Raw genomic sequence first — 24,495 nt, 5'->3', positions numbered from 1 at the left:
GCAGGTTGCTTGACCCGCAGGGCGGTCACCCCGAGAAAGTTCGGGGTGGCCGCCCTGCGGCGCGTTGGCGCATGATGGAGGGCAGCAGATGTCCGGCTCCGGGGGAGTGGTCTCGTGTCGAATCCGTCGTGGCAGCCGGCACCGTGGCCGCCGCAGAGTCACCAGCCCTCGATGCTGGCCGCGCACGCCGACCGGGAGCGCGCGGTCGATGTCCTGCGGGCCGGCTTCGCCGAGGGGCGGCTGCCGCAGGACGAGTACGAGAGGCGGGTCGAGCGGGCCTACCAGGCGCGCACGGTCGGGGAGTTGGGTGTGCTCGTCGCGGACCTGCCGCAGGGGCCCGTACCGCAGCAGTCCTTCCCGCAGGCGCCGGTGCCGCGGACGTTTATGCCGGTTCCGCTGCCGCCGCCCACCAACGGCAAGGCGATCGGCGCGCTGTCGTGCGGGGTGGCCACGTTCTTCACGGCGGGTGTCACCGGCATCCCGGCCGTGATCCTGGGGCACATGGCGCGGGCCGAGATCCGGCGCACCGGCGAGCAGGGCGACGGGCTGGCCGTCGGCGGGCTCGTACTGGGGTGGCTCTCGGTGGCGGGGTGGACACTGTTCCTGTTGATCATGATCCTGGCGGCGGCGCAGAGTGGCGGCGCGTAGCCGGCAGTGACGCTCCGCCCGGCGTGTCCTGGCTGCGGGGCATTTGTTTTGACCGCAGCCTATGAGATAGGTACGCTCAGACCTTGTGCCTGGGGTGTGCCTGGGCTCGTGTGCGTGTCTTCAGCCGCACGGCGAGCCCCGATCGATGCCAGTCAAGGTTTCGATCAGGGCCACCGCAATCTGCCGATCACCCGCTTCGAGCGGGGGCCTGCAGTATTCGACACACCCGACCGCGTGGGTCGGCGATGTTCCAGGTTAGTTTCACGATCGGCACACAGAAACCGGAGAAGTAGTGCCTACGATCCAGCAGCTGGTCCGGAAGGGCCGGCAGGACAAGGTCGAGAAGAACAAGACGCCCGCGCTCGAGGGTTCGCCCCAGCGCCGTGGCGTCTGCACGCGTGTGTTCACGACCACCCCGAAGAAGCCGAACTCGGCCCTCCGTAAGGTCGCGCGTGTGCGTCTGACCTCCGGCATCGAGGTCACGGCCTACATCCCGGGTGAGGGACACAACCTGCAGGAGCACTCCATCGTGCTCGTGCGTGGCGGCCGTGTGAAGGACCTGCCTGGTGTTCGTTACAAGATCATCCGCGGCTCGCTCGACACCCAGGGTGTCAAGAACCGCAAGCAGGCCCGCAGCCGCTACGGCGCCAAGAAGGAGAAGTAAGAATGCCTCGTAAGGGCCCCGCCCCGAAGCGCCCGGTCATCATCGACCCGGTCTACGGTTCTCCTCTGGTGACCTCCCTCATCAACAAGGTGCTGCTGAACGGCAAGCGCTCCACCGCCGAGCGCATCGTGTACGGCGCCATGGAGGGTCTGCGTGAGAAGTCGGGCAACGACCCGGTCATCACGCTGAAGCGCGCGCTGGAGAACATCAAGCCGACCCTCGAGGTCAAGTCCCGCCGTGTCGGTGGCGCCACCTACCAGGTGCCGATCGAGGTCAAGCCCGGTCGCGCCAACACGCTCGCGCTCCGCTGGCTCGTCGGCTACTCGCGCGCCCGTCGCGAGAAGACGATGACCGAGCGTCTGACGAACGAGCTGCTCGACGCCTCGAACGGCCTCGGTGCGGCCGTCAAGAAGCGCGAGGACACGCACAAGATGGCCGAGTCCAACAAGGCCTTCGCGCACTACCGCTGGTAGTCGCTACCCACATCGAGACCGAGAGAAGACTGAAGCCTTATGGCTACCACTTCACTTGACCTGGCCAAGGTGCGCAACATCGGCATCATGGCTCACATCGACGCGGGCAAGACGACCACGACTGAGCGGATCCTCTTCTACACCGGCGTCTCGTACAAGATCGGTGAGGTCCACGACGGCGCCGCCACGATGGACTGGATGGAGCAGGAGCAGGAGCGTGGCATCACGATCACCTCTGCTGCCACCACCTGTCACTGGCCGCTCGAGAACGACGACTACACGATCAACATCATCGACACCCCCGGGCACGTCGACTTCACCGTTGAGGTGGAGCGCTCCCTGCGTGTGCTCGATGGTGCTGTGACGGTGTTCGACGGCGTCGCCGGCGTTGAGCCGCAGTCCGAGACGGTGTGGCGTCAGGCCGACCGTTACGGCGTGCCGCGCATCTGCTTCGTGAACAAGCTGGACCGTACCGGTGCCGAGTTCCACCGCTGCGTCGACATGATCGTCGACCGCCTCGGTGCGACCCCGCTGGTCATGCAGCTGCCCATCGGTGCAGAGGCCGACTTCCAGGGTGTCGTCGACCTCGTCACGATGAAGGCGTTCGTCTGGTCGGCCGAGGCCGCCAAGGGCGAGGCGTACGACATCGTCGACATCCCGGCCACGCACACCGAGGCCGCCGATGAGTACCGCGGCAAGCTGCTCGAGGCGATCGCCGAGAACGACGAAGAGATGATGGAGCTGTACCTCGAGGGCACCGAGCCCACGGTGGAGCAGATCTACGCGGCCGTGCGCCGCATCACCATCGCTTCGGGCAAGGGCGGCGACACCACCGTCACCCCCGTGTTCTGTGGCACCGCGTTCAAGAACAAGGGTGTTCAGCCCCTGCTCGACGCCGTCGTGCGCTACCTGCCGACCCCGCTCGACGTCGAGGCCATCGAGGGCCACGACGTCAAGGACCCCGAGGTCGTCGTCAAGCGCAAGCCGTCGGACGACGAGCCGCTGGCCGCTCTTGCCTTCAAGATCATGAGCGACCCGCACCTCGGCAAGCTCACCTTCGTCCGGGTTTACTCGGGCCGCCTGGAGTCCGGCACCGCGGTGCTGAACCCCGTCAAGGGCAAGAAGGAGCGCATCGGCAAGATCTACCGTATGCACGCGAACAAGCGTGAGGAGATCGAGTCGGTGGGTGCCGGTGACATCGTCGCCGTCATGGGTCTGAAGCAGACCACCACGGGCGAGACGCTCTGTGACGACAAGCACCAGGTGATCCTGGAGTCCATGGACTTCCCGGCGCCGGTCATCCAGGTCGCCATCGAGCCGAAGTCCAAGGGCGACCAGGAGAAGCTGGGTGTCGCCATCCAGCGCCTCTCGGAGGAGGACCCCTCCTTCCAGGTGCACTCGGACGAGGAGACCGGCCAGACCATCATCGGTGGTATGGGCGAGCTTCACCTCGAGGTGCTCGTCGACCGCATGAAGCGCGAATTCCGCGTCGAGGCGAATGTCGGCAAGCCCCAGGTCGCGTACCGCGAGACGATCCGTCGGGCCGTCGAGCGCGTGGACTACACCCACAAGAAGCAGACCGGTGGTACCGGTCAGTTCGCCAAGGTGCAGATCGCGATCGAGCCCATCGAGGGCGGCGAGGCCTCGTACGAGTTCGTCAACAAGGTCACGGGTGGCCGCATCCCCCGGGAGTACATCCCGTCGGTGGACGCGGGCGCGCAGGAAGCCATGCAGTTCGGCATCCTGGCCGGCTACGAGATGACGGGCGTTCGCGTCACGCTTCTCGACGGTGCGTACCACGAGGTCGACTCCTCCGAGCTGGCCTTCAAGATCGCCGGTTCGCAGGCCTTCAAGGAGGCCGCGCGGCAGGCGAAGCCCGTGCTGCTCGAGCCGATGATGGCCGTCGAGGTCACCACGCCCGAGGACTACATGGGTGACGTCATCGGCGACATCAACTCCCGCCGTGGCCAGATCCAGGCCATGGAGGAGCGCAGCGGCGCTCGCGTCGTGAAGGGCCTCGTGCCCCTCTCGGAGATGTTCGGCTACGTCGGAGACCTCCGCAGCAAGACGTCGGGTCGCGCAAGCTACTCAATGCAGTTCGACTCCTACGCCGAGGTTCCGCGGAACGTCGCCGAGGAGATCATCGCGAAGGCCAAGGGCGAGTAACTCACTCGAGTTGACGCTTTAGGCTTGACTCCACCACCGGGAATCCCCGGGTTCCCGGCGGTGGACTCATCCGCTTTCCCGTCTCCTTCACGGAGATGCTCCGGCCGGCCTACGGGTTCGGCCGGGGGTCCGGGGGTCGTCCCCCGGGAGGAAGCAGTCCAGCAAAGATCACCTGGCGCCGATGAAGCAAGGCGTACAGAACCACTCCACAGGAGGACCCAGTGGCGAAGGCGAAGTTCGAGCGGACTAAGCCGCACGTCAACATCGGCACCATCGGTCACATTGACCACGGTAAGACGACCCTCACGGCCGCCATTACCAAGGTGCTGCACGACGCGTACCCGGACCTGAACGAGGCCTCGGCCTTCGACCAGATCGACAAGGCTCCTGAGGAGCGCCAGCGCGGTATCACGATCTCGATCGCGCACGTCGAGTACCAGACGGAGACGCGTCACTACGCGCACGTCGACTGCCCCGGTCACGCGGACTACATCAAGAACATGATCACGGGTGCCGCGCAGATGGACGGCGCCATCCTCGTGGTCGCCGCCACCGACGGCCCGATGCCGCAGACCAAGGAGCACGTGCTCCTGGCCCGCCAGGTCGGCGTTCCGTACATCGTCGTCGCCCTGAACAAGGCCGACATGGTGGACGACGAGGAGATCCTGGAGCTCGTCGAGCTCGAGGTCCGTGAGCTCCTCTCCGAGTACGAGTTCCCGGGCGACGACCTGCCGGTCGTCAAGGTCTCGGCGCTCAAGGCGCTCGAGGGCGACAAGGAGTGGGGTGAGTCCGTCCTCAACCTGATGAAGGCTGTCGACGAGTCCATCCCGGAGCCCGAGCGTGACGTCGACAAGCCGTTCCTGATGCCGATCGAGGACGTCTTCACGATCACCGGTCGTGGCACCGTCGTCACCGGTCGTATCGAGCGTGGTGTCCTCAAGGTCAACGAGACCGTCGACATCATCGGCATCAAGACCGAGAAGACCACCACCACGGTCACCGGCATCGAGATGTTCCGCAAGCTGCTCGACGAGGGCCAGGCCGGTGAGAACGTCGGTCTGCTCCTCCGTGGCATCAAGCGCGAGGACGTCGAGCGCGGCCAGGTCATCATCAAGCCCGGTTCGGTCACGCCGCACACCGAGTTCGAGGCCCAGGCCTACATCCTGTCGAAGGACGAGGGTGGCCGTCACACCCCGTTCTTCAACAACTACCGCCCGCAGTTCTACTTCCGTACCACGGACGTGACCGGCGTCGTGACCCTCCCCGAGGGCACCGAGATGGTCATGCCGGGTGACAACACTGAGATGACCGTCGAGCTCATCCAGCCCGTCGCCATGGAAGAGGGCCTGAAGTTCGCCATCCGTGAGGGTGGCCGGACCGTCGGCGCCGGCCAGGTCATCAAGATCAACAAGTAAGTCCGCTTACTTGCTGGGCTGATGCCTGGTAGCTCCTGCGAGCTGTGAGAGGGCCCGTACGACTTCGGTCGTACGGGCCCTCTCTGCGTGTCCTCGTGCGCGGCTCCGGGGAGCGGGGAGCTACGGGGAGAAGGTCGCCCAGCGCACCGCGCCGACCGCCAGCAGGGCCGCGGCCGGGACCACCCACGGCCAGCTCATGAGGCGACGCACCGAGGGCAGCAGCCACAGGATCACGACCGCGCCCGCCAGGAACACGGTGAAGAAGCAGGACACCTCGATGCCGCGGTACGCGTCGTCGTCCCAGCGGCCCGACGGCACGATCGTCACGGCCGTCCAGCAGAAGAAGGCCGCGACCAGCGTGAGCAGGATGAACGGGACGGCGAGCACGAGGCGCACACAGCCGCGGTCGGCGATCTCCGGGTCCGGGAGGGTGGGGTGGCTCATGAGCGCAGCGCTTTCCTCGCGTCGTCCAGGTTGTTGCTGAAGCCGCGCCCGTAGCCCTGGGCGTCCTCGGACTGCCAGTACGGGCCGCCGTTGTAGCGCGCGGCGAGCTCCTGGTACTGGGCCGGGGTCATCTCCTCGGGCGGTACGTTCGCGAACTCGCTCTCCGCCTTGAGCTGGGCCAGGTACTCGGAGGCGATGAACATGTTCTGCGCCGGATCCTGGAGGGCCTCCTCCACCATGCCGCGCTGCTGGTCCGTGAGGTGGTCCGGGTCGTAGCCGAGGACCTCGGCGCCGCGCCGCACCTGGATCGCGATGGGGCCCATCGACGTGTTGTCGGGGTCGCCGCCGAGCCGCCAGGGCAGGTTCTCCGGGATGATCGGACTCAGCGGGGAGTCGGCCTGCTCACGGATGGTGTCGGTCATGTCGTCGAGGATGCCGGGCTGTCCGCCGATCTCCTGCCAGGCGATACCGGCGACCATGTCCGGCGGGAGCCCGGAGTTGCGGGCCGCGGCGTTGATGATGTCCTTGTTCGCCGTGATCCACTCGGCGCGTTCCTGGTCGTTCCCCGGCGGGTTCCAGTAGTTGTCGCGGGCGCCGGGCAGCCCCGCGACCTGGAGCCGGATGTCGCGCAGCGTCGGCGAGACGATCTGGTCGCCGGCCGTGGGGTAGTAGTCCTGCTTCGGACCGCTGCCGGGCAGGTGGGTGAGCGGGTTGGAGCTCGCCTCGGCGGCCTCGCGGCGCAGCTCCGGGATGGCCGACACGAGATCGGTGCGGCCCGCGTACGTACGGAACTCCGGCACCATGTCGTACGCCTGCTTCAGCCGGTGCGTGCAGAGGTCGCGGGCCTCCTTCTCCGTGGTCTTGGCCAGGTGGAAGTCGGAGCCCGCCGCGTCGTGCAGCCGGTTCGCCTCGTCCTTGATGTCGTCGACGTCCATGGTCAGCTCGGCGAAGAAGTCCATGACGCCGGTGGTGGCCCGCATGTCCTCCCACTGCCGCATGGGCTCGGCCTCCTGGGCCTCGCGGGTGATGGCCGTGCCCTTGGTGTGGATCAGGTCGGCGAGGGACTGCTCGGTCCGCTTGCCGCTGGAGTAGTACGACTTGGCGGTGGTCAGGGCGGCCGCGTAGTCGCTCAGGGCCGTCGCGGCCTGCGCGTAGCCGTCGGCGAGCAGGGTGACCAGCTTGCGGCCCTCGCTGAGGCGGCCCTCGTAGTGGGTGCTGCCCTCGCTCTTCCACTGCGTGTGCTTCTCGGCCCGCTCGGCGGACGGATCGGCCGACGTCAGCAGGTCGTGTACGCGCTTGAACTCGTCGGCGTTGCGCTGGACGAGCGGCGGGCTGCAACTCTCCAGGAACTCGACGTCCTTGCGGTGGCTGATGCCGGTGCTCATCGCGCCTCCGGTGAGAGGTAACTGCCGTCGAGGACCTTGTCCAGGAAGCGCTGCGCGGTGTCGTCCTCGATCTTCACGAAGTCGCCGCCCGCGGTACGGAGCTTGGTGGAGAGCGCGGCGAACAGGGCGACCGCGTCCAGGTACTGGTCACCGGCGAACGTGGCGAACCGGGTGACCGCCGCCGCGACGTCCTCGTGGGCGCGCGGATCGCGGGCCAGGGTGGTGAGTTCGGCGTCGGGTCTGCCCTCCTGGAGCAGACCGGCTATCTCGATCAGCAGGTTCGCGTTGCCGTTGATGGACTCGGCCTTGGCGATGAGGGTGCCGGCCGCGGGCGCGCCCGTGTTCCCGCCTCCGCCACCGGCGTCCGCCGGGAGCTGGTTGAGCCGCATCCCCGTCGAGCGGCGTTCCAGGGCGTCGGCCTTTAACCGGGCCCACTCCTCGTCGAATGACATGTCGTCCCCCTTGCCGGTCCGCCCCCGTGACGGACCACCAATCGATCATGGCATCGGGGCGGGCGGCCGGGGGAGCCCCGCGGCGTCACCGTTCCGCTGCAAATCGTGTACCTGTCAGGCCGAGCTCGGGGCGGGTCTCAGGCCTTCGCCTGGGAGGGCCGCCACAGCCAGGGCCGGGCATCGGGGGACAGGCCCGCCGCCGTCGGCCCGAGCCGGCCCGCGAGCAGCGCCGGGCCGTCGAGCGTGACCGGGGCCGTGACCGGGCGGGTGATCCGGCCGTCGTGCAGGAGCTGGACGCGGCCGGTGACATCGCGGCCCAGGAGGTAGGGCCCCGCGGCCGTCACCGGTCCGTACCCGGGGAACTCCACGTCCGGGCCGCCGGGGGAGAGCAGCCGGTCGGCGGCCGGGGGCCGGTAGTAGAGGCGGCTGCCCGCCGCGGCTATCGCGTCGGCGGGGGTGGGCAGACCGGTGAGCGGGTCGGGTCCCGCCGGGGTCCAGTGGTGCACGGTGGAGTGGCCGGGCGCGTACACGTGCACCTGCCGGTCGTCCCCGACGACCGCGGTGAGCCCGTCCTGCACGGGACCGCCGCCGAGGTCGCGCCACGGCGACCAGGTCCCGGCCGTGGCGCGCACGCGGGTGCTGATGCCCTGGTCCGCGGTGCGTACGAAGAGGTGGACGCGGCCGTCGGGGGCGGTGACGGCGACCGGGACCCCGATCCGGCGACCGCGGTCGGCGTCGCTCTCGGGGTTGCCGAGACCCGTCCAGGAGCCGTACGCGCGCGGGCCGCGCCGCTCCAGGACCACGATCTCCCGCACGTCGGGGCCGCCCCTGCCCTCGATCGCCGCGAGCCGCAGGCCGAACACCAGGTGGCGGCCGCCGGGCAGTACGGCGCTGCCGAGCACCGGAGCGAGCGGGCCGCCGCCGAGGTCGACGGGGGCGCCGAACGCGCCGCTCCCGTCGGCCCGCTCCTCGTACCGCACCGCGCGCAGGCCGAGGACGCCGTACGCCGTGACGCGGCCGTCGGCGTTCTCGGCGAGCGCGAGCCGGGGGCCCGGATAGCGGTGGTGGGTGGCGCGGACCCAGCCCTTGCGGTTGGTGAGGGGGCGGTCGCCGCCGACGTTGTAGTCGCCGCAGCCGGACGGGTTGCCGCAGCTCCAGTCGGGGGCCGCGCCGTACGGGACGAGCTGGGCGGCCTTCTGGTCCAGGATCTGGGGCGGGAGGTTCTTGGGCCAGTGGTGGTTGTAGTAGCCGCGGAAGGCGGTGGCCACGAACGCGGGCGGCCCGCCCTTGGCCTCCTGTGCCCAGCGGATCAGCGCGGCCCAGCTGAAACAGGCGACGGCGGTGTGGTCGGCGTGGTCCGAGTAGCCGGGCTGCTCGCTGTCGCGGATCTGTGTGATCCGGTCACTGAGCTGGATGTCCGGGTCGGGGTCGAGGGTCTGCACGAGGGTCGGCCGGTAGCGCTCGAAGAGCCCGACGAGGACATCGACCAGGGAGTCGTAGTCGTACGTCTGGACGGCGCGCAGCGGTGCGCCGTCCGGGACGAGTGTGCGCAGGAGGAGGCCGCGGTCGCGCCAGAGCGCGGGGACGCCCATGTGGCCCGCCGGGGTGTGCATCGCGAGGTTCAGGTACACCAACTCGACGCGGCGGCCCTGGTGTTCGAGGGTGTCGACCTCGGCGCGGAAGCCGCCCGGCAGGCGCAGCACGCCCGTCTGCCAGGGGGTGAAGACGGGCAGGCCGAGCTGGGTCGCGTACGACTGGCGCAGGCCCTGGTGGCGGGCGGCGGAGTAGGCGGCCTTGTTCGGGGCGGGGGCGCGGTCCGTCGGCGTCCGGTTCACGCCGTCGGCCTCGCCGGCGGTGACGTAGACGCAGACGAGCGGAGTCCCGGCGGACAGTGCCTGCCGGGTGTCCGGGTTCATGAAGTACAGGTCGTCGTCGGGGTGGGCGAGGACCTGGAGCAGCAGGGCACGCTCGGCCTGGGCGGCGGGGCGGCCCGACGCGGGGGACGGGGCGGTGGTGTGCGGCGGGGGAGCGGGGGTGACGCGGGAACAGGCGGTGAGAGCGCCGGCGACGGCGGTGCCGACGACGAGACTGCGCCGGGAGATACCGCTCTTACCTCGCGAATCGGGCTGCGGTATCGCAGGTCTCTTCCGCATGGTGGTGCTCTCCGTCCGCTGTGGAGGCAGCGGTCGATCGGGCACGCGCCTCGGTTCAGGTGGTTCACCTGGCTAGAGGGTCGCCCGGGGGGCCGGGTTCCATGCGCGTACATGTTCCGTTCACCCGGACGGGGCGGCCGCGGCGGAACCGGGTCAGCGGTAACGGATCAGGCCGGGGGTGCCGGGAGCGAGCCCGTTTGCCCGGGGCGCCGCCTTGGTCCCAGCGCGCCGGCCAGGGCCCAGCCGTGCGGCGAACTCCCTTTTACGCGCGGTCAGTTCGGGATGCTCGGCCACCGATGGTGCCGGGCCTGCGGTCGCCGGCCGCCCGGGATCCGCGGCCGCCGCCGGCTCGGGTTCCCCGGTCATGGGCTCGGGTTCCCCGGGAGGCGGGGCCGGGGCGTCGGCCGTCTCCGGGTAGTCCAAGAGGCGTGATCTCGGGATTCGAGGCGGCTGGTCCGCCGCACCCCCGTGCTCAGACATGCAGGCCGTCACCACGGCCACAGGTGGCCGGAGCGCGAGCCCTCTCGGCTCGCGCCGTCCGTACCCCGGGTTTGACCTTCGTCACTCACCGGGTACTCTCTACGGCTCGATTGGCCCCGGACATGCCCCGTATGGCAGACTGTCGGGGTTGCTCGGTTGAGTGCCGATGCTGCGCGCCTCCCGCCGGGAGGACCGGAAGCGAGTCCCACAGTACTCGTCGCCCTATCTGTCGCTTGCGGCAGCGCTTGGGCGGACGTACGGGAATCTTCCGGGAAGCTCAGTGAGGGGCGAGACCAGGCACCTGGTGGGTTTCTTCCCCCAGCCTTGCGGCTCAGGGCCGCAGCTCCCCTAGCAGGGAAGTCCGTATGGATATTTCTGTCAGCGGGACTGCGACACGCCCGACCGCGTGGGTCGGAGGAAGTGTGAAACAGGGCCCTCAGGTTCCAGAGCGTTACGAGAGACAGGACTACTAAGTAGCCATGGCGGGACAGAAGATCCGCATCCGGCTCAAGGCCTACGACCACGAGGTCATCGACTCCTCGGCGAAGAAGATCGTCGAGACGGTGACGCGTACTGGTGCGTCGGTCGCGGGCCCGGTGCCGCTGCCTACCGAGAAGAACGTGTACTGCGTCATCAAGTCGCCGCACAAGTACAAGGACTCTCGCGAGCACTTCGAGATGCGCACGCACAAGCGCCTCATCGACATCCTCGACCCCACCCCGAAGACCGTTGACTCCCTGATGCGACTCGACCTCCCGGCCGGTGTCGACATCGAGATCAAGCTCTGAGGGCCGGTGATCTGAAGATGACTAAGCAGATCAAGGGCATCCTGGGCGAGAAGCTCGGCATGACGCAGGTGTGGGACGAGAACAACCGTGTTGTTCCGGTCACCGTCGTCAAGGCCGGCCCGAACGTCGTGACCCAGGTCCGTACGAACGATGTGGACGGCTACGAGTCGGTCCAGATCGCCTTCGGCGAGATCGACCCGCGCAAGGTGAACAAGCCCCTCAAGGGCCACTTCGCCAAGGCCGACGTGACCCCGCGCCGCCACCTGGTGGAGCTCCGCACCTCCGGCGCCAGCGAGTACACGCTGGGCCAGGAGATCACTGCCGAGGTCTTCGAGTCGGGCGTCAAGGTCGACGTCACGGCGAAGAGCAAGGGCAAGGGCTTCGCCGGTGTCATGAAGCGCCACAACTTCAAGGGTGGCAAGGCGTCGCACGGTGCCCACCGTGTGCACCGTATGCCCGGTTCCATCGGTGGCTGTGCCACCCCCGGCCGTGTCTTCAAGGGCATGCGCATGGCGGGTCGCATGGGCAACGAGCGGGTCACCACCCAGAACCTGACCGTTCACGCCGTTGACGCGGAGAAGGGCCTGCTCCTCATCAAGGGCGCGGTTCCTGGTCCGAACGGCGGCCTCGTCCTGGTCCGCACTGCGGCCAAGGGGGCCTGAGGACTATGAGCACCATTGACATTCTGTCGCCCTCCGGCGACAAGACCGGGACCGTCGAGCTCCCGGCCGAGATCTTCGACGTAGAGAAGATCAGCGTTCCGCTGCTCCACCAGGTTGTCGTCGCGCAGCTGGCCGCGGCCCGTCAGGGCACGCACAAGGTCAAGCGTCGTGGCGAGGTCCGTGGTGGCGGTAAGAAGCCTTACCGCCAGAAGGGCACCGGCCGCGCCCGCCAGGGTTCGACCCGCGCGCCGCAGTTCGCGGGCGGTGGCGTCGTTCACGGCCCCACCCCGCGTGACTACTCGCAGCGGACCCCGAAGAAGATGAAGGCCGCGGCCCTGCGCCACGCCCTCACCGACCGGGCCCGCAACGCTCGCATCCACGTCGTCACCGGCGTGGTCGACGGCGGAGTCTCCACGAAGGCCGCGAAGTCGCTGCTCGGCAAGATCTCGGAGCGCAAGAACCTGCTCCTCGTGATCGACCGCGCTGACGAGGCCTCGCTGCTCTCCGCTCGCAACCTGCCCCAGGTCCACATCCTGGAGCCGGGCCAGCTGAACACGTACGACGTTCTCGTCTCGGACGACGTGGTCTTCACCCAGGCCGCTTTCGAGTCCTTCGTGTCTGGCCCCAAGGCCGCTGACACCGAAGGGAGCGAAGCCTGATGGCTACGCGTCACCCGAGCATCGCCTCGAAGGCCGCCAAGGCCGCCAAGGCCGCGCGCGTCGCCAAGGCGAAGCGCCACGCCACCGAGGGCAAGAACACCGTCGAGACCCCGCTGAGCAAGAGCTTCACGGACCCCCGTGACGTTCTCGTCAAGCCGGTCGTCTCGGAGAAGAGCTACGCGCTTCTCGACGAGGGCAAGTACACCTTCGTCGTGGCGCCCGGCGCCAACAAGACCCAGATCAAGCAGGCCGTCGAGGCGGTCTTCTCGGTCAAGGTCACCGGCGTCAACACGCTCAACCGCCAGGGCAAGCGCAAGCGCACCCGCACCGGTTTCGGCAAGCGTGCCGACTCCAAGCGCGCGATTGTGACCCTCGCTGAGGGCGACCGTATCGACATCTTCGGCCAGGCCTCCTAACGGAGCGCCCTGGTCCGAATATCGGACGAGGACTGAGAAATGGGAATCCGCAAGTACAAGCCGACTACGCCGGGCCGTCGTGGCTCGAGCGTCGCCGACTTCGTCGAGGTCACGCGGTCCACGCCGGAGAAGTCGCTGGTCCGCCCGCTGCACAGCAAGGGCGGCCGTAACAACGCCGGTCGTGTGACCGTTCGCCACCAGGGTGGTGGCCACAAGCGCGCCTACCGCGTGATCGACTTCCGTCGTCACGACAAGGACGGCGTGCCGGCGAAGGTCGCGCACATCGAGTACGACCCGAACCGCACCGCGCGCATCGCGCTGCTGCACTACGCGGACGGCGAGAAGCGTTACATCCTCGCCCCCCGCAACCTGTCGCAGGGTGACCGGGTCGAGAACGGCCCTTCGGCCGACATCAAGCCGGGCAACAACCTTGCTCTGCGCAACATCCCGGTCGGTACCACGATCCACGCGATCGAGCTCCGTCCGGGCGGCGGCGCCAAGTTCGCCCGCTCCGCGGGTGCCTCCGTGCAGCTGCTGGCGAAGGAGGGCTCGATGGCCCACCTTCGTATGCCCTCCGGCGAGATCCGCCTGGTCGACGTGCGCTGCCGCGCGACGATCGGCGAGGTCGGCAACGCCGAGCAGTCGAACATCAACTGGGGCAAGGCCGGCCGCAAGCGCTGGCTGGGCGTTCGTCCGACCGTTCGCGGTGTGGCGATGAACCCGGTTGACCACCCGCACGGTGGTGGTGAAGGCAAGACCTCCGGTGGTCGTCACCCGGTCTCGCCGTGGGGTCAGAAGGAGGGTCGTACTCGTTCGCCGAAGAAGGCTTCGAACAAGTACATCGTCCGCCGCCGCAAGACGAACAAGAAGCGCTAGGAGCGGGTTTAGATGCCGCGCAGTCTCAAGAAGGGACCCTTCGTCGACGGACACCTCGTAAAGAAGGTGGACGTACAGAACGAAGCCGGTACCAAGAACGTCATCAAGACCTGGTCCCGCCGCTCGATGATCATCCCCAGCATGCTGGGCCACACGATCGCGGTGCACAACGGCAAGACCCACATCCCGGTGTTCGTCACCGAGTCGATGGTCGGCCACAAGCTCGGCGAGTTCTCGCCGACGCGCACCTTCCGGGGTCACGTCAAGGACGACCGGAAGTCGAAGCGCCGCTAAGGCGGGGTGGAATCGACTATGACTAACACCGAAGGGACAACCATGGAAGCCAGGGCCCAGGCGCGGTACATCCGCGTCACGCCCATGAAGGCCCGCCGCGTGGTGGACCTCATCCGTGGCATGGATGCCACGGAGGCTCAGGCGGTCCTGCGTTTCGCCCCGCAGGCCGCGAGCGTGCCGGTTGGCAAGGTGCTGGACAGCGCCATCGCCAACGCTGCACACAACTACGACCACACCGATGCGTCTTCGCTGGTCATCAGCGAGGCGTACGTGGACGAGGGCCCGACCCTGAAGCGGTTCCGTCCGCGTGCCCAGGGCCGTGCCTACCGGATCCGTAAGCGGACCAGCCACATCACCGTGGTCGTCAGCAGCAAGGAAGGAACCCGGTAATGGGCCAGAAGGTAAACCCGCACGGGTTCCGGCTCGGTGTCACGACCGACTTCAAGTCGCGTTGGTACGCCGACAAGCTGTACAAGGACTACGTCAAGGAAGACGTCGCCATCCGTCGGATGATGACGTCCGGCATGGAGCGCGCCGGCATCTCGAAGGTGGAGATCGAGCGCACCCGTGACCGCGTGCGTGTGGACATCCACACCGCTCGTCCCGGCATCGTCATCGGCCGTCGTGGCGCCGAGGCCGACCGCATCCGCGGTGACCTCGAGAAGCTCACGGGCAAGCAGGTCCAGCTGAACATCCTCGAGGTCAAGAACCCCGAGGTCGACGCTCAGCTCGTGGCCCAGGCCGTCGCGGAGCAGCTGTCCTCCCGCGTCTCCTTCCGTCGCGCCATGCGTAAGAGCATGCAGTCGTCGATGAAGGCCGGCGCCAAGGGCATCAAGATCCAGTGTGGCGGTCGTCTCGGCGGTGCCGAGATGTCCCGTTCGGAGTTCTACCGCGAGGGCCGTGTGCCCCTGCACACGCTCCGCGCCAACGTGGACTACGGCTTCTTCGAGGCCAAGACGACCTTCGGCCGCATCGGCGTGAAGGTCTGGATCTACAAGGGCGACGTCAAGAACATCGCCGAGGTTCGCGCCGAGAACGCCGCGGCCCGTGCGGGTAACCGCCCGGCCCGTGGTGGCAACGACCGTCCCGCCGGCCGTGGTGGCCGCGGTGGCGAGCGTGGCGGCCGCGGCCGCAAGCCCGCACAGCAGACGGCTCCGGCCGCCGAGGCCCCCAAGGCCGAGGCTGCCGCTGCTCCGGCTGCTGAGAGCACCGGAACGGAGGCCTGACCACCATGCTGATCCCCCGTCGGGTCAAGCACCGCAAGCAGCACCACCCCAAGCGCTCGGGTATGAGCAAGGGTGGCACGCAGGTTGCGTTCGGTGAGTACGGCATCCAGGCGCTCACGCCGGCGTACGTCACCAACCGTCAGATCGAGGCCGCGCGTATCGCGATGACCCGCCACATCAAGCGTGGTGGCAAGGTCTGGATCAACATTTACCCGGACCGTCCCCTCACCAAGAAGCCTGCCGAGACCCGCATGGGTTCCGGTAAGGGTTCGCCGGAGTGGTGGATCGCCAACGTCAAGCCCGGACGCGTGATGTTCGAGCTGTCGTACCCCAACGAGAAGATCGCGCGTGAAGCTCTGACTCGTGCGGCCCACAAGCTGCCGATGAAGTGCAAGATCGTTAAGCGCGAAGCAGGTGAGGCGTGATGTCGGCCGGGACCAAGGCGTCCGAGCTGCGCGAGCTGGGCAACGAGGAGCTTCTCAACAAGCTCCGCGAGGCCAAGGAAGAGCTGTTCAACCTCCGCTTCCAGGCGGCGACCGGTCAGCTCGAGAACCACGGACGGCTCAAGGCCGTCCGCAAGGACATCGCGCGGATCTACACCCTCATGCGTGAGCGCGAGCTGGGCATCGAGACGGTGGAGAGCGCCTGATGAGCGAGAAGACTGTGACTGAAGAGACTGCCGCCCGCGGCTTCCGCAAGACCCGTGAGGGTCTTGTCGTCAGCGACAAGATGGACAAGACCGTCGTCGTCGCTGTCGAGGACCGCGTCAAGCACGCGCTGTACGGCAAGGTCATCCGCCGTACGAACAAGCTCAAGGCGCACGACGAGCAGAACGCTGCCGGCGTCGGCGACCGCGTCCTCCTGATGGAGACGCGTCCGCTGTCGGCGACCAAGCGCTGGCGCATCGTCGAGATCCTCGAGAAGGCGAAGTAGTCCGGCGGGGGCTCAGGCCCCCGCTGTGCCTCGCCTTCGACAGGCCAAGTAATTCCTGCGGGAAACTCCGCAGGACAGTTCCGCCAGGCTCGGCAGGGGTTCCGCACGGAACCCCTGCCGGGAACCGGCAGACGATCAGGAGATAGACGTGATCCAGCAGGAGTCGCGACTTCGGGTCGCCGACAACACGGGTGCGAAGGAAATCCTCACCATCCGTGTTCTCGGTGGTTCGGGTCGCCGCTACGCGGGCATCGGTGACGTCATCGTCGCCACCGTCAAGGACGCGATCCCCGGCGGCAACGTGAAGAAGGGTGACGTCGTCAAGGCTGTCATCGTTCGCACCGTCAAGGAGCGCCGCCGTCCGGACGGCTCGTACATCCGCTTCGACGAGAACGCCGCCGTCATTCTGAAGAACGACGGCGACCCTCGCGGCACCCGTATCTTCGGCCCGGTGGGCCGTGAGCTGCGCGAGAAGAAGTTCATGAAGATCATCTCGCTCGCGCCGGAGGTGCTGTAAGCATGAAGATCAAGAAGGGCGACCTGGTCCAGGTCATCACCGGTAAGGACAAGGGCAAGCAGGGCAAGGTCATTGCCGCTTACCCGCGCGACGAGCGCGTCCTGGTCGAGGGTGTCAACCGGGTCAAGAAGCACACGAAGGCCGGCCCGACCGCCAGCGGTTCGCAGGCCGGCGGCATCGTCACGACCGAGGCGCCTGTCCACGTCTCCAACGTCCAGCTGGTCGTTGAGAAGGACGGCAACAAGGTCGTCACGCGTGTCGGTTACCGCTTCGACGACGAGGGCAACAAGATCCGCGTTGCCAAGCGGACGGGTGAGGACATCTGATGACGACCACCACCACTCCGCGTCTCAAGACGAAGTACCGCGAGGAGATCGCGGCGAAGCTGCAGGAAGAGTTCTCCTACGAGAACGTCATGCAGATCCCCGGTCTCGTGAAGATCGTCGTGAACATGGGTGTCGGCGACGCCGCCCGTGACTCGAAGCTCATGGACGGTGCCGTCCGTGACCTGACGACGATCACCGGTCAGAAGCCGGCCATCACCAAGGCCCGCAAGTCCATCGCGCAGTTCAAGCTGCGTGAGGGCCAGCCGATCGGTGCTCACGTCACGCTTCGTGGCGACCGCATGTGGGAGTTCCTGGACCGCACCCTGTCGCTCGCGCTTCCGCGCATCCGCGACTTCCGTGGTCTGTCTCCCAAGCAGTTCGACGGCCGTGGCAACTACACCTTCGGTCTCACCGAGCAGGTCATGTTCCACGAGATCGACCAGGACAAGATCGACCGCGTCCGGGGTATGGACATCACCGTGGTCACCACGGCGACCAACGACGCTGAGGGCCGTGCCCTTCTCCGTCACCTCGGCTTCCCGTTCAAGGAGGCGTAAGCGAGATGGCGAAGAAGGCTCTCATTGCCAAGGCTGCTCGTAAGCCCAAGTTCGGTGTGCGCGCGTACACCCGCTGCCAGCGCTGCGGCCGTCCGCACTCCGTGTACCGCAAGTTCGGCCTGTGCCGCGTGTGCCTTCGTGAGATGGCTCACCGTGGCGAGCTGCCGGGCGTGACCAAGAGCTCCTGGTAATCACCTACTGCCCCTTGGGGCGTAGGGGATTGCTTGGATCTCTCGGTAAGTAACGGGTCGGCAGTGGCCCCAGCTCTCATGGCTTAGGCTAGGAGGGTTGGGCGCTTCTGCCGCCCTGACCGACTTACTACGCCGTAGGTCCCCGTGCCGCACCCGTCCCGCCTCTGTGTGGGGAGAGGGATGGCGCATACAGGAAACCCCGGCGAGAGAGGCCGAAGGCCAATTCATGACCATGACTGATCCGATCGCAGACATGCTTACGCGTCTGCGGAACGCGAACTCGGCGTACCACGACACCGTGGCTATGCCGCACAGCAAGATCAAGTCGCACATCGCCGAGATCCTCCAGCAGGAGGGTTTCATCACCGGCTGGAAGGTCGAGGACGCCGAAGTCGGCAAGAACCTCGTCCTGGAGCTGAAGTTCGGCCCGAACCGTGAGCGTTCGATCGCCGGCATCAAGCGCATCTCCAAGCCGGGTCTGCGTGTTTACGCGAAGTCCACCAACCTGCCGAAGGTTCTCGGTGGCCTGGGCGTGGCGATCATCTCCACGTCCCACGGTCTCCTGACCGGCCAGCAGGCAGGCAAGAAGGGCGTGGGTGGGGAAGTCCTCGCCTACGTCTGGTAGCGGAAGGAATCGGAGGAAACAGCTATGTCGCGTATTGGCAAGCTCCCCATCACGGTTCCCGCCGGCGTGGACGTCACCATCGACGGCCAGACGGTCACGGTGAAGGGTTCCAAGGGCACCCTGAGCCACACCGTCGTGGCGCCGATCGAGATCGCCAAGGGTGAGGACGGCGTCCTGAACGTCACCCGCCCGAACGACGAGCGTCAGAACAAGGCCCTGCACGGCCTGTCCCGCACGCTGGTGGCGAACATGATCACCGGCGTGACCACGGGTTACGTGAAGAAGCTCGAGATCAGCGGTGTCGGTTACCGCGTCCTGGCGAAGGGCTCCAACCTGGAGTTCTCGCTCGGCTACAGCCACCCGATCCTGATCGAGGCGCCCGAGGGCATCTCGTTCAAGGTCGAATCGGCGACCAAGTTCTCGGTCGAGGGCATCGACAAGCAGAAGGTCGGCGAGGTTGCGGCCAACATCCGCAAGCTGCGCAAGCCCGACCCGTACAAGGCCAAGGGTGTCAAGTACGAAGGCGAAGTCATCCGCCGCAAGGTCGGAAAGGCGGGTAAGTAAGCCATGGCATACGGGCAGAAGATTCTGAAGGGCGACGCTTACAAGCGTGCTGCCATCAAGCGTCGCCACATCCGTATCCGGAAGAGCATCTCCGGTACGGCGGAGCGTCCGCGCCTGGTCGTCACCCGCTCGAACCGCAACATCGTCGCCCAGGTGATCGACGACGTGAAGGGTCACACCCTCGCGTCGGCTTCCACCCTGGACGCTTCGATCCGCGGTGGCGAGGGCGACAAGTCCACGCAGGCCAAGTCGGTCGGCGCCCTGGTTGCCGAGCGCGCCAAGGCCGCCGGTGTCGAGGCTGTCGTGTTCGACCGTGGTGGAAACCAGTACGCCGGGCGCATCGCTGCCCTGGCGGACGCCGCCCGCGAAGCCGGACTCAAGTTCTGAGTCGGTTCCGTAGCTAGCGGAAACAGAGAGAGGTAATTCCAATGGCTGGACCCCAGCGCCGCGGTGGCGGTGCCGGTGGCGGCGAGCGGCGGGACCGGAAGGGTCGCGACGGTGGCGCTGCCGCCGAGAAGACCGCATACGTTGAGCGCGTTGTCGCGATCAACCGTGTCGCCAAGGTTGTGAAGGGTGGTCGTCGCTTCAGCTTCACTGCGCTCGTCGTAGTGGGCGACGGTGACGGCACCGTGGGTGTCGGTTACGGCAAGGCCAAGGAGGTGCCGGCCGCCATCGCCAAGGGTGTTGAGGAGGCCAAGAAGCACTTCTTCAAGGTCCCCCGTATCCAGGGCACCATCCCGCACCCGATCCAGGGTGAGAAGGCTGCCGGCGTCGTGCTGCTCAAGCCCGCGTCCCCGGGTACCGGCGTTATCGCCGGTGGTCCGGTGCGCGCCGTGCTCGAGTGCGCCGGCGTTCACGACATCCTGTCGAAGTCCCTGGGCTCCGACAACGCGATCAACATCGTGCACGCGACCGTGGCGGCCCTTCAGGGCCTGCAGCGTCCCGAGGAGATCGCGGCTCGCCGTGGTCTGCCCCTCGAGGACGTCGCTCCCGCGGCTCTGCTTCGTGCGCGTGCCGGGGCTGGTGCGTAATGGCGCAGCTCAAGATCACGCAGGTTAAGTCGTACATCGGCAGCAAGCAGAACCACCGTGACACCCTGCGTTCCCTTGGTCTCAAGGGCATCAACACGCAGGTCGTCAAGGAGGACCGCCCCGAGTTCCGCGGCATGGTGCACACCGTCCGCCACCTCGTGACGGTTGAGGAGGTCTGACATGGCGGAGAACAACCCGCTGAAGATCCACAACCTCCGTCCGGCCCCCGGCGCCAAGACCGCCAAGACCCGTGTCGGTCGTGGTGAGGCGTCGAAGGGTAAGACGGCCGGTCGTGGTACGAAGGGCACGAAGGCCCGTTACCAGGTTCCGGAGCGCTTCGAGGGTGGCCAGATGCCCCTCCACATGCGTCTCCCGAAGCTGAAGGGCTTCCGGAACCCCTTCAAGGTCGAGTTCCAGGTCGTGAACCTGGACAAGCTCGCCTCGCTGTACCCCGAGGGTGGCGAAGTCACCGTCGAGGGTCTGGTGGAGAAGGGTGCTGTCCGCAAGAACAGCCTCGTCAAGGTCCTGGGCCAGGGCGAGATCACCGTGGCGCTGCAGGTGACGGTCGACGCCGTCTCCGGCTCCGCCAAGGAGAAGATCACCGCCGCCGGCGGTACGGTCACCGAGCTCGTCTGAGTCACTCGGACGTCTCGATGACGTGAGCGATCCCGACCGGGGATACCCCACAAAAGGGGTATCCCCGGTTGGTCGTTCCTAGGGGGGCGGGTCCGCCGGTAAGGTGGCGTCCGCTGTTAATTTCTGGGCTTTGCGTGCCCCCGGCACCAATCCCGGACTTTGAGCGTTACCTATTCGTCGAATCCTCAAGACCGTCACCTCTGACGCACGCGCGCGGGGGTCGCAGGAGGCACCGTGCTCACCGCGTTCGCCCGGGCGTTCAAGACGCCCGACCTGCGCAAGAAGCTGCTCTTCACGCTCGGCATCGTCGTGATCTACCGGCTCGGCGCACATGTGCCCATCCCCGGCGTCGATTACTCGAACGTCCAGACGTGCATGGACCAGGCCAGCTCCAGTACCGGACTGTTCGGTCTGGTCAACATGTTCAGCGGTGGCGCGCTGTTGCAGATCACGGTCTTCGCGCTCGGCATCATGCCGTACATCACCGCGAGCATCATTCTGCAGCTGCTCACCGTGGTGATCCCCCGCCTCGAAGCCCTCAAGAAGGAGGGGCAGGCCGGTACGGCGAAGATCACGCAGTACACGCGTTACCTGACCGTGGCGCTCGCCATCCTGCAAGGCACCGGCCTCGTGGCCACCGCCCGCACGGGCGCCCTCTTCCAGGGCTGCCCCGTCGCGAGCGAGATCGTGCCGGACCAGTCGATCTTCATCACCATCACGATGGTCATCACGATGACCGCCGGTACCTGCGTGATGATGTGGCTCGGCGAGCTGATCACCGACAAGGGCATCGGCAACGGCATGTCGATCCTGATGTTCATCTCGATCGCCGCCACCTTCCCGTCCGCCCTGTGGGCCATCAAGCAGGGTGGTTCGCTGGCCGACGGCTGGATCGAGTTCGGCACCGTCATCCTCGTCGGCCTCGTCATGGTCGGCCTGGTCGTCTTCGTCGAGCAGGCCCAGCGCCGTATCCCGGTGCAGTACGCGAAGCGCATGGTCGGCCGTCGTTCCTACGGTGGTACGTCCACGTACATCCCGCTCAAGGTGAATCAGGCGGGTGTGATCCCTGTCATCTTCGCCTCGTCCCTCCTCTACATCCCGGCACTCGTCGCGCAGTTCGCGGGCGGCGACTCGTCCTGGAAGCTGTGGATCGACGACCACCTGACCAAGGGAAATCACCCGATTTACATCGTCACGTACTTCCTCCTGATCGTTTTCTTCGCGTTCTTCTACGTGGCGATCTCGTTCAACCCCGAGGAAGTCGCGGACAACATGAAGAAGTATGGTGGCTTCATCCCGGGCATCCGGGCTGGCCGACCGACCGCTGAGTACCTTTCGTACGTGCTCAACCGGATCACCTGGCCGGGTTCGCTGTACTTGGGTCTGATCGCTCTCGTACCGACGATGGCGTTGGTTGGTTTCGGGGCAAACCAGAACTTCCCCTTCGGCGGCACCAGCATCCTGATCATCGTGGGTGTTGGTCTGGAGACGGTGAAGCAGATCGAGAGCCAGCTCCAGCAGCGCAATTACGAAGGGTTCCTCCGCTGATGCGAATCGTCCTCGTCGGGCCGCCCGGTGCTGGCAAGGGAACGCAGGCCGCGTACCTTGCGCAGAACCTGTCGATCCCGCACATCTCCACGGGCGACCTCTTCCGTGCCAACATCAGCAAGGGCACGGATCTCGGCAAGCAGGCGAAGTCCTACATGGACGCGGGTCACCTGGTACCGGACGAGGTCACCATCGGGATGGCCAAGGACCGCATGGAACAGCCGGACGCCGAGAACGGCTTCCTGCTCGACGGCTTCCCCCGCAACGTCTCGCAGGCCGAGGCGCTGGACGTCGCCCTCAAGGGCGACGACGTGAAGCTGGACGCGGTCCTGGACCTGGAGGTCCCCGAGGACGAGGTGGTCAAGCGCATCGCCGGCCGCCGCATCTGCCGTAACGACTCGGCACACGTCTTCCACGTCGCGTACAAGCAGCCGAAGGCCGAGGGCGTCTGTGACGTCTGCGGCGGCGAGCTGTACCAGCGTGACGACGACAAGGAAGAGACCGTGCGCAAGCGGCTCGAGGTCTACCACACGCAGACCGAGCCGATCATCGACTACTACCGGGAGCAGGGGCTCGTCGTGACGATCTCCGCCCTCGGCAAGGTGGAAGAGGTCACGGCGCGGGCCATGGAGGCCCTGGGGCGCTAGTCGTCCTGTTCTTCGCCGTACGTGGCTGAGGCCGCGGTTCCCCCTCAGGGGTGCCGCGGCCTTAGTGTTGGTAGGTCCCCTCTTTACCGGATGACGGAGAGCGCAGGCCCCCATGGTGCAGATCAAGACCCCCGACCAGATTCGCAAGATGCGGGAGGCGGGGCTTGTCGTCGCGGCGATCCACGCCGCTACCCGTGAGGCGGCCGTGCCCGGCGCGACCACCAGGGATCTGGACGAGGTCGCCCGCAAGGTCCTCGCCGAGCACGGGGCGAAGTCGAACTTCCTCGGCTACGGCGGCTTCCCCGCGACCATCTGCACCTCGAAGAACGAGGTCGTGGTCCACGGCATCCCGAGCGACGACGTCGTCCTGGAGGACGGCGACATCATCTCCATCGACGCCGGCGCGATCGTGGACGGCTGGCACGGTGACGCCGCGTACACCGCCTTCGTGGGGTCCGGTCACGCCCCGGAGCTCATCGAGCTGTCCCGGGTGACCGAGGAGTCGATGTGGGCCGGGCTCGCCGCGATGAAGGCGGGCAACCGCCTCGTGGACATCTCCCGCGCCATCGAGACGTACATCCGCCGCCAGCCCAAGCCGGGCGGCGGCAAGTACGGGATCGTCGAGGACTACGGCGGCCACGGCATCGGCACCGAGATGCACATGGACCCGCACGTCCTGAACTACGTCGAGCGCCGCCGCGGCAAGGGCCCGAAGCTGGTCCCCGGCTTCTGCCTCGCGATCGAGCCGATGGTCTCCCTGGGCACCCCGCGCACCGAGGTCCTGGAGGACGACTGGACCGTCATCACCACGGACGGCACCTGGTCCTCGCACTGGGAGCACTCCGTGGCGCTGACGGAGGAGGGGCCCCTGGTCCTGACGGCTCCGGACGGCGGAAAGGCCAAGCTGGCCGAGCTCGGTGTGACGGCGGCGCCGGATCCGTTGGCGTGAGTCGGAGGCGCGTCGGCTGCGTAAGGATCTTGGGTGTGGGGCAGAATTCGTGGATTCGTCTTTCCGATGGTACTGACGTAGACTGACTCGTCGGCTCTCGTGTATCCGCATGCCTGCACGTCGGGAAGCGTTCCACTCGGGAGTCGATCAAGGTAGTCGATTCGAAGGGCGAAGCGTGGCCAAGAAGCAAGGTGCCATCGAGATCGAAGGCACTGTCGTCGAGTCTCTCCCGAACGCCATGTTCAAGGTGGAGCTCCAGAACGGCCACCAGGTCCTGGCACACATCAGCGGCAAGATGCGTATGCACTACATCCGCATCCTCCCTGACGACCGGGTCGTGGTGGAGCTGTCTCCGTACGACCTGACGCGTGGCCGGATCGTCTACCGGTACAAGTAGATCTTGCCCAGTCCCGCTCTGCGGGCCGCCGGCAACTGACCCGGAGAACCTCACCCATGAAGGTCAAGCCGAGCGTCAAGAAGATCTGCGACAAGTGCAGGGTGATCCGCCGTCACGGTCGGGTCATGGTGATCTGCGACAACCCGCGCCACAAGCAGCGCCAGGGCTGACGCAGACCCGTTAACTGCAGTTCGTTCGCAGATTTCGCGCGACGCAGCACATTGAGTACACATGCAGAGCCCGCCGGCGGTGGATCAGTCCACCGTGGCGACACCCTCGGTCGGAGGCCGGGGACCCAGCTCGTACCAACCCTTCAGCACGAAGGGGACGGCGAGTGGGAGTGGCTCTGTTACAGACCTCCGAGTATCAACAG

General features: G+C 67.0%; 35 protein-coding genes. 31 read left to right on the top strand and 4 right to left on the bottom strand.

The genetic code is table 11. The features are described 5' to 3' along the window. The first annotated feature begins 171 nt into the window (after nt 1–171). From V2W30_RS16405 to tuf, 5 genes are all read left to right on the top strand, one after another. A complete protein-coding gene (locus V2W30_RS16405; RefSeq protein WP_338703640.1) occupies nt 172–648 on the top strand; it encodes a DUF1707 and DUF4190 domain-containing protein in 477 nt (158 codons plus the stop codon). A gap of 292 nt (nt 649–940) precedes the next feature. Then, nucleotides 941–1,312, top strand: coding sequence for a 30S ribosomal protein S12 (gene rpsL, locus V2W30_RS16400; protein WP_003948652.1), 372 nt, complete (start codon nt 941–943; stop codon nt 1,310–1,312). Nucleotides 1,313–1,314: 2 nt separating this feature from the next. After that, a complete protein-coding gene (gene rpsG / locus V2W30_RS16395) occupies nt 1,315–1,785 on the top strand; it encodes a 30S ribosomal protein S7 (protein WP_119286186.1) in 471 nt (156 codons plus the stop codon). Nucleotides 1,786–1,824: 39 nt separating this feature from the next. Continuing rightward, complete coding sequence (fusA, locus tag V2W30_RS16390; RefSeq protein ID WP_338697312.1) at nt 1,825–3,951, top strand: elongation factor G; 2,127 nt, start codon at nt 1,825–1,827, stop codon at nt 3,949–3,951. A gap of 221 nt (nt 3,952–4,172) precedes the next feature. After that, nucleotides 4,173–5,366 carry an elongation factor Tu gene (gene tuf, locus V2W30_RS16385; protein ID WP_338697311.1) on the top strand — a complete coding sequence of 398 codons (1,194 nt, stop codon included), beginning with the start codon at nt 4,173–4,175 and terminating at the stop codon, nt 5,364–5,366. 120 nt (nt 5,367–5,486) lie between these two features. Here the strand turns inward: tuf and V2W30_RS16380 are convergent, their stop codons facing one another. The 4 genes from V2W30_RS16380 to V2W30_RS16365 all read right to left on the bottom strand — a co-directional run bounded on the left by V2W30_RS16380 (nt 5,487) and on the right by V2W30_RS16365 (nt 9,800). Beyond that, nucleotides 5,487–5,810, bottom strand: a complete 324-nt coding sequence (locus tag V2W30_RS16380) for a hypothetical protein (RefSeq protein ID WP_338697310.1) — start codon at nt 5,808–5,810, stop codon at nt 5,487–5,489. Further along, nucleotides 5,807–7,195: a hypothetical protein gene (locus V2W30_RS16375; RefSeq protein WP_338697309.1), complete on the bottom strand. Its 1,389-nt coding sequence runs from the start codon at nt 7,193–7,195 to the stop codon at nt 5,807–5,809. The genes V2W30_RS16380 and V2W30_RS16375 overlap by 4 nt, the downstream gene beginning before the upstream one ends. Continuing rightward, on the bottom strand, nt 7,192–7,647 hold the full coding sequence (locus tag V2W30_RS16370; protein WP_338697308.1) for a hypothetical protein: 456 nt from the start codon (nt 7,645–7,647) through the stop codon (nt 7,192–7,194). Before V2W30_RS16370 ends, V2W30_RS16375 begins: the two co-directional genes overlap by 4 nt. A gap of 137 nt (nt 7,648–7,784) precedes the next feature. Continuing rightward, nucleotides 7,785–9,800, bottom strand: coding sequence for a PIG-L family deacetylase (locus V2W30_RS16365; protein WP_338697307.1), 2,016 nt, complete (start codon nt 9,798–9,800; stop codon nt 7,785–7,787). Between the two features lie 959 nt (nt 9,801–10,759). Here V2W30_RS16365 and rpsJ point away from each other — a divergent pair. The 26 genes from rpsJ (at nt 10,760) to rpmJ (ending at nt 24,292) form a co-directional block, all read left to right on the top strand. Next, on the top strand, nt 10,760–11,068 hold the full coding sequence (rpsJ, locus tag V2W30_RS16360; RefSeq protein ID WP_003948644.1) for a 30S ribosomal protein S10: 309 nt from the start codon (nt 10,760–10,762) through the stop codon (nt 11,066–11,068). Nucleotides 11,069–11,085: 17 nt separating this feature from the next. Beyond that, nucleotides 11,086–11,730, top strand: a complete 645-nt coding sequence (gene rplC, locus V2W30_RS16355; RefSeq protein WP_338697306.1) for a 50S ribosomal protein L3 — start codon at nt 11,086–11,088, stop codon at nt 11,728–11,730. 5 nt (nt 11,731–11,735) lie between these two features. Continuing rightward, entirely contained in the window at nt 11,736–12,389 is a 654-nt protein-coding gene (rplD, locus tag V2W30_RS16350; protein ID WP_338697305.1) for a 50S ribosomal protein L4, read from the top strand. After that, nucleotides 12,389–12,805, top strand: coding sequence for a 50S ribosomal protein L23 (gene rplW, locus V2W30_RS16345; protein WP_018528352.1), 417 nt, complete (start codon nt 12,389–12,391; stop codon nt 12,803–12,805). The genes rplD and rplW overlap by 1 nt, the downstream gene beginning before the upstream one ends. Before the next feature lie 39 nt (nt 12,806–12,844). Beyond that, the gene (rplB, locus tag V2W30_RS16340; protein ID WP_338697304.1) at nt 12,845–13,681 is read left to right on the top strand and encodes a 50S ribosomal protein L2; all 837 of its coding nucleotides are present in this window, start codon (nt 12,845–12,847) and stop codon (nt 13,679–13,681) included. A gap of 12 nt (nt 13,682–13,693) precedes the next feature. Next, a complete protein-coding gene (gene rpsS / locus V2W30_RS16335) occupies nt 13,694–13,975 on the top strand; it encodes a 30S ribosomal protein S19 (RefSeq protein WP_111663848.1) in 282 nt (93 codons plus the stop codon). Between the two features lie 42 nt (nt 13,976–14,017). Continuing rightward, nucleotides 14,018–14,365 carry a 50S ribosomal protein L22 gene (gene rplV, locus V2W30_RS16330; RefSeq protein WP_004571827.1) on the top strand — a complete coding sequence of 116 codons (348 nt, stop codon included), beginning with the start codon at nt 14,018–14,020 and terminating at the stop codon, nt 14,363–14,365. Beyond that, complete coding sequence (rpsC, locus tag V2W30_RS16325) at nt 14,365–15,201, top strand: 30S ribosomal protein S3 (protein ID WP_338697302.1); 837 nt, start codon at nt 14,365–14,367, stop codon at nt 15,199–15,201. The genes rplV and rpsC overlap by 1 nt, the downstream gene beginning before the upstream one ends. A 5-nt stretch (nt 15,202–15,206) precedes the next feature. Continuing rightward, nucleotides 15,207–15,626: a 50S ribosomal protein L16 gene (gene rplP / locus V2W30_RS16320; protein ID WP_055553500.1), complete on the top strand. Its 420-nt coding sequence runs from the start codon at nt 15,207–15,209 to the stop codon at nt 15,624–15,626. After that, nucleotides 15,626–15,850, top strand: coding sequence for a 50S ribosomal protein L29 (gene rpmC, locus V2W30_RS16315; RefSeq protein ID WP_010036720.1), 225 nt, complete (start codon nt 15,626–15,628; stop codon nt 15,848–15,850). The genes rplP and rpmC overlap by 1 nt, the downstream gene beginning before the upstream one ends. After that, nucleotides 15,850–16,134, top strand: coding sequence for a 30S ribosomal protein S17 (gene rpsQ / locus V2W30_RS16310; protein WP_018528358.1), 285 nt, complete (start codon nt 15,850–15,852; stop codon nt 16,132–16,134). The genes rpmC and rpsQ overlap by 1 nt, the downstream gene beginning before the upstream one ends. A gap of 148 nt (nt 16,135–16,282) precedes the next feature. Further along, the gene (gene rplN, locus V2W30_RS16305) at nt 16,283–16,651 is read left to right on the top strand and encodes a 50S ribosomal protein L14 (RefSeq protein WP_003974257.1); all 369 of its coding nucleotides are present in this window, start codon (nt 16,283–16,285) and stop codon (nt 16,649–16,651) included. Between the two features lie 2 nt (nt 16,652–16,653). After that, nucleotides 16,654–16,977, top strand: coding sequence for a 50S ribosomal protein L24 (gene rplX, locus V2W30_RS16300; protein WP_016645174.1), 324 nt, complete (start codon nt 16,654–16,656; stop codon nt 16,975–16,977). After that, nucleotides 16,977–17,534 (top strand): 50S ribosomal protein L5, encoded by a 558-nt coding sequence (gene rplE, locus V2W30_RS16295; RefSeq protein ID WP_338697294.1) that lies wholly within the window; start codon nt 16,977–16,979, stop codon nt 17,532–17,534. Before rplX ends, rplE begins: the two co-directional genes overlap by 1 nt. Nucleotides 17,535–17,539: 5 nt before the next feature. After that, nucleotides 17,540–17,725 carry a type Z 30S ribosomal protein S14 gene (locus tag V2W30_RS16290; RefSeq protein ID WP_003956452.1) on the top strand — a complete coding sequence of 62 codons (186 nt, stop codon included), beginning with the start codon at nt 17,540–17,542 and terminating at the stop codon, nt 17,723–17,725. Nucleotides 17,726–17,951: 226 nt separating this feature from the next. After that, complete coding sequence (gene rpsH / locus V2W30_RS16285; protein ID WP_018528360.1) at nt 17,952–18,350, top strand: 30S ribosomal protein S8; 399 nt, start codon at nt 17,952–17,954, stop codon at nt 18,348–18,350. 24 nt (nt 18,351–18,374) lie between these two features. Next, nucleotides 18,375–18,914: a 50S ribosomal protein L6 gene (rplF, locus tag V2W30_RS16280; protein ID WP_338697292.1), complete on the top strand. Its 540-nt coding sequence runs from the start codon at nt 18,375–18,377 to the stop codon at nt 18,912–18,914. 3 nt (nt 18,915–18,917) lie between these two features. After that, complete coding sequence (gene rplR, locus V2W30_RS16275; protein WP_338697290.1) at nt 18,918–19,301, top strand: 50S ribosomal protein L18; 384 nt, start codon at nt 18,918–18,920, stop codon at nt 19,299–19,301. 41 nt (nt 19,302–19,342) lie between these two features. After that, nucleotides 19,343–19,945, top strand: coding sequence for a 30S ribosomal protein S5 (gene rpsE / locus V2W30_RS16270; protein ID WP_338697288.1), 603 nt, complete (start codon nt 19,343–19,345; stop codon nt 19,943–19,945). Beyond that, complete coding sequence (rpmD, locus tag V2W30_RS16265) at nt 19,945–20,124, top strand: 50S ribosomal protein L30 (protein WP_052580766.1); 180 nt, start codon at nt 19,945–19,947, stop codon at nt 20,122–20,124. Before rpsE ends, rpmD begins: the two co-directional genes overlap by 1 nt. 1 nt (nt 20,125) lies before the next feature. Next, complete coding sequence (gene rplO / locus V2W30_RS16260) at nt 20,126–20,581, top strand: 50S ribosomal protein L15 (RefSeq protein WP_338697281.1); 456 nt, start codon at nt 20,126–20,128, stop codon at nt 20,579–20,581. Nucleotides 20,582–20,815: 234 nt separating this feature from the next. Continuing rightward, nucleotides 20,816–22,129: a preprotein translocase subunit SecY gene (gene secY, locus V2W30_RS16255; protein WP_338697280.1), complete on the top strand. Its 1,314-nt coding sequence runs from the start codon at nt 20,816–20,818 to the stop codon at nt 22,127–22,129. Beyond that, nucleotides 22,129–22,776 (top strand): adenylate kinase, encoded by a 648-nt coding sequence (locus V2W30_RS16250; RefSeq protein ID WP_338697278.1) that lies wholly within the window; start codon nt 22,129–22,131, stop codon nt 22,774–22,776. The genes secY and V2W30_RS16250 overlap by 1 nt, the downstream gene beginning before the upstream one ends. Before the next feature lie 112 nt (nt 22,777–22,888). Beyond that, nucleotides 22,889–23,725, top strand: a complete 837-nt coding sequence (gene map, locus V2W30_RS16245; RefSeq protein WP_338697276.1) for a type I methionyl aminopeptidase — start codon at nt 22,889–22,891, stop codon at nt 23,723–23,725. 175 nt (nt 23,726–23,900) lie between these two features. Further along, nucleotides 23,901–24,122 carry a translation initiation factor IF-1 gene (infA, locus tag V2W30_RS16240; protein WP_003948620.1) on the top strand — a complete coding sequence of 74 codons (222 nt, stop codon included), beginning with the start codon at nt 23,901–23,903 and terminating at the stop codon, nt 24,120–24,122. A 56-nt stretch (nt 24,123–24,178) separates the two neighbouring features. Continuing rightward, on the top strand, nt 24,179–24,292 hold the full coding sequence (gene rpmJ / locus V2W30_RS16235; RefSeq protein ID WP_003974245.1) for a 50S ribosomal protein L36: 114 nt from the start codon (nt 24,179–24,181) through the stop codon (nt 24,290–24,292). Nucleotides 24,293–24,495 lie beyond the last annotated feature (203 nt).

Source organism: Streptomyces sp. Q6, from assembly GCF_036967205.1.
GTDB lineage: Bacteria > Actinomycetota > Actinomycetes > Streptomycetales > Streptomycetaceae > Streptomyces > Streptomyces citrinus.
The sequence above is the reverse complement of the archived record's forward strand: the minus strand, read 5'-3'. Positions and strand labels throughout refer to the sequence as shown.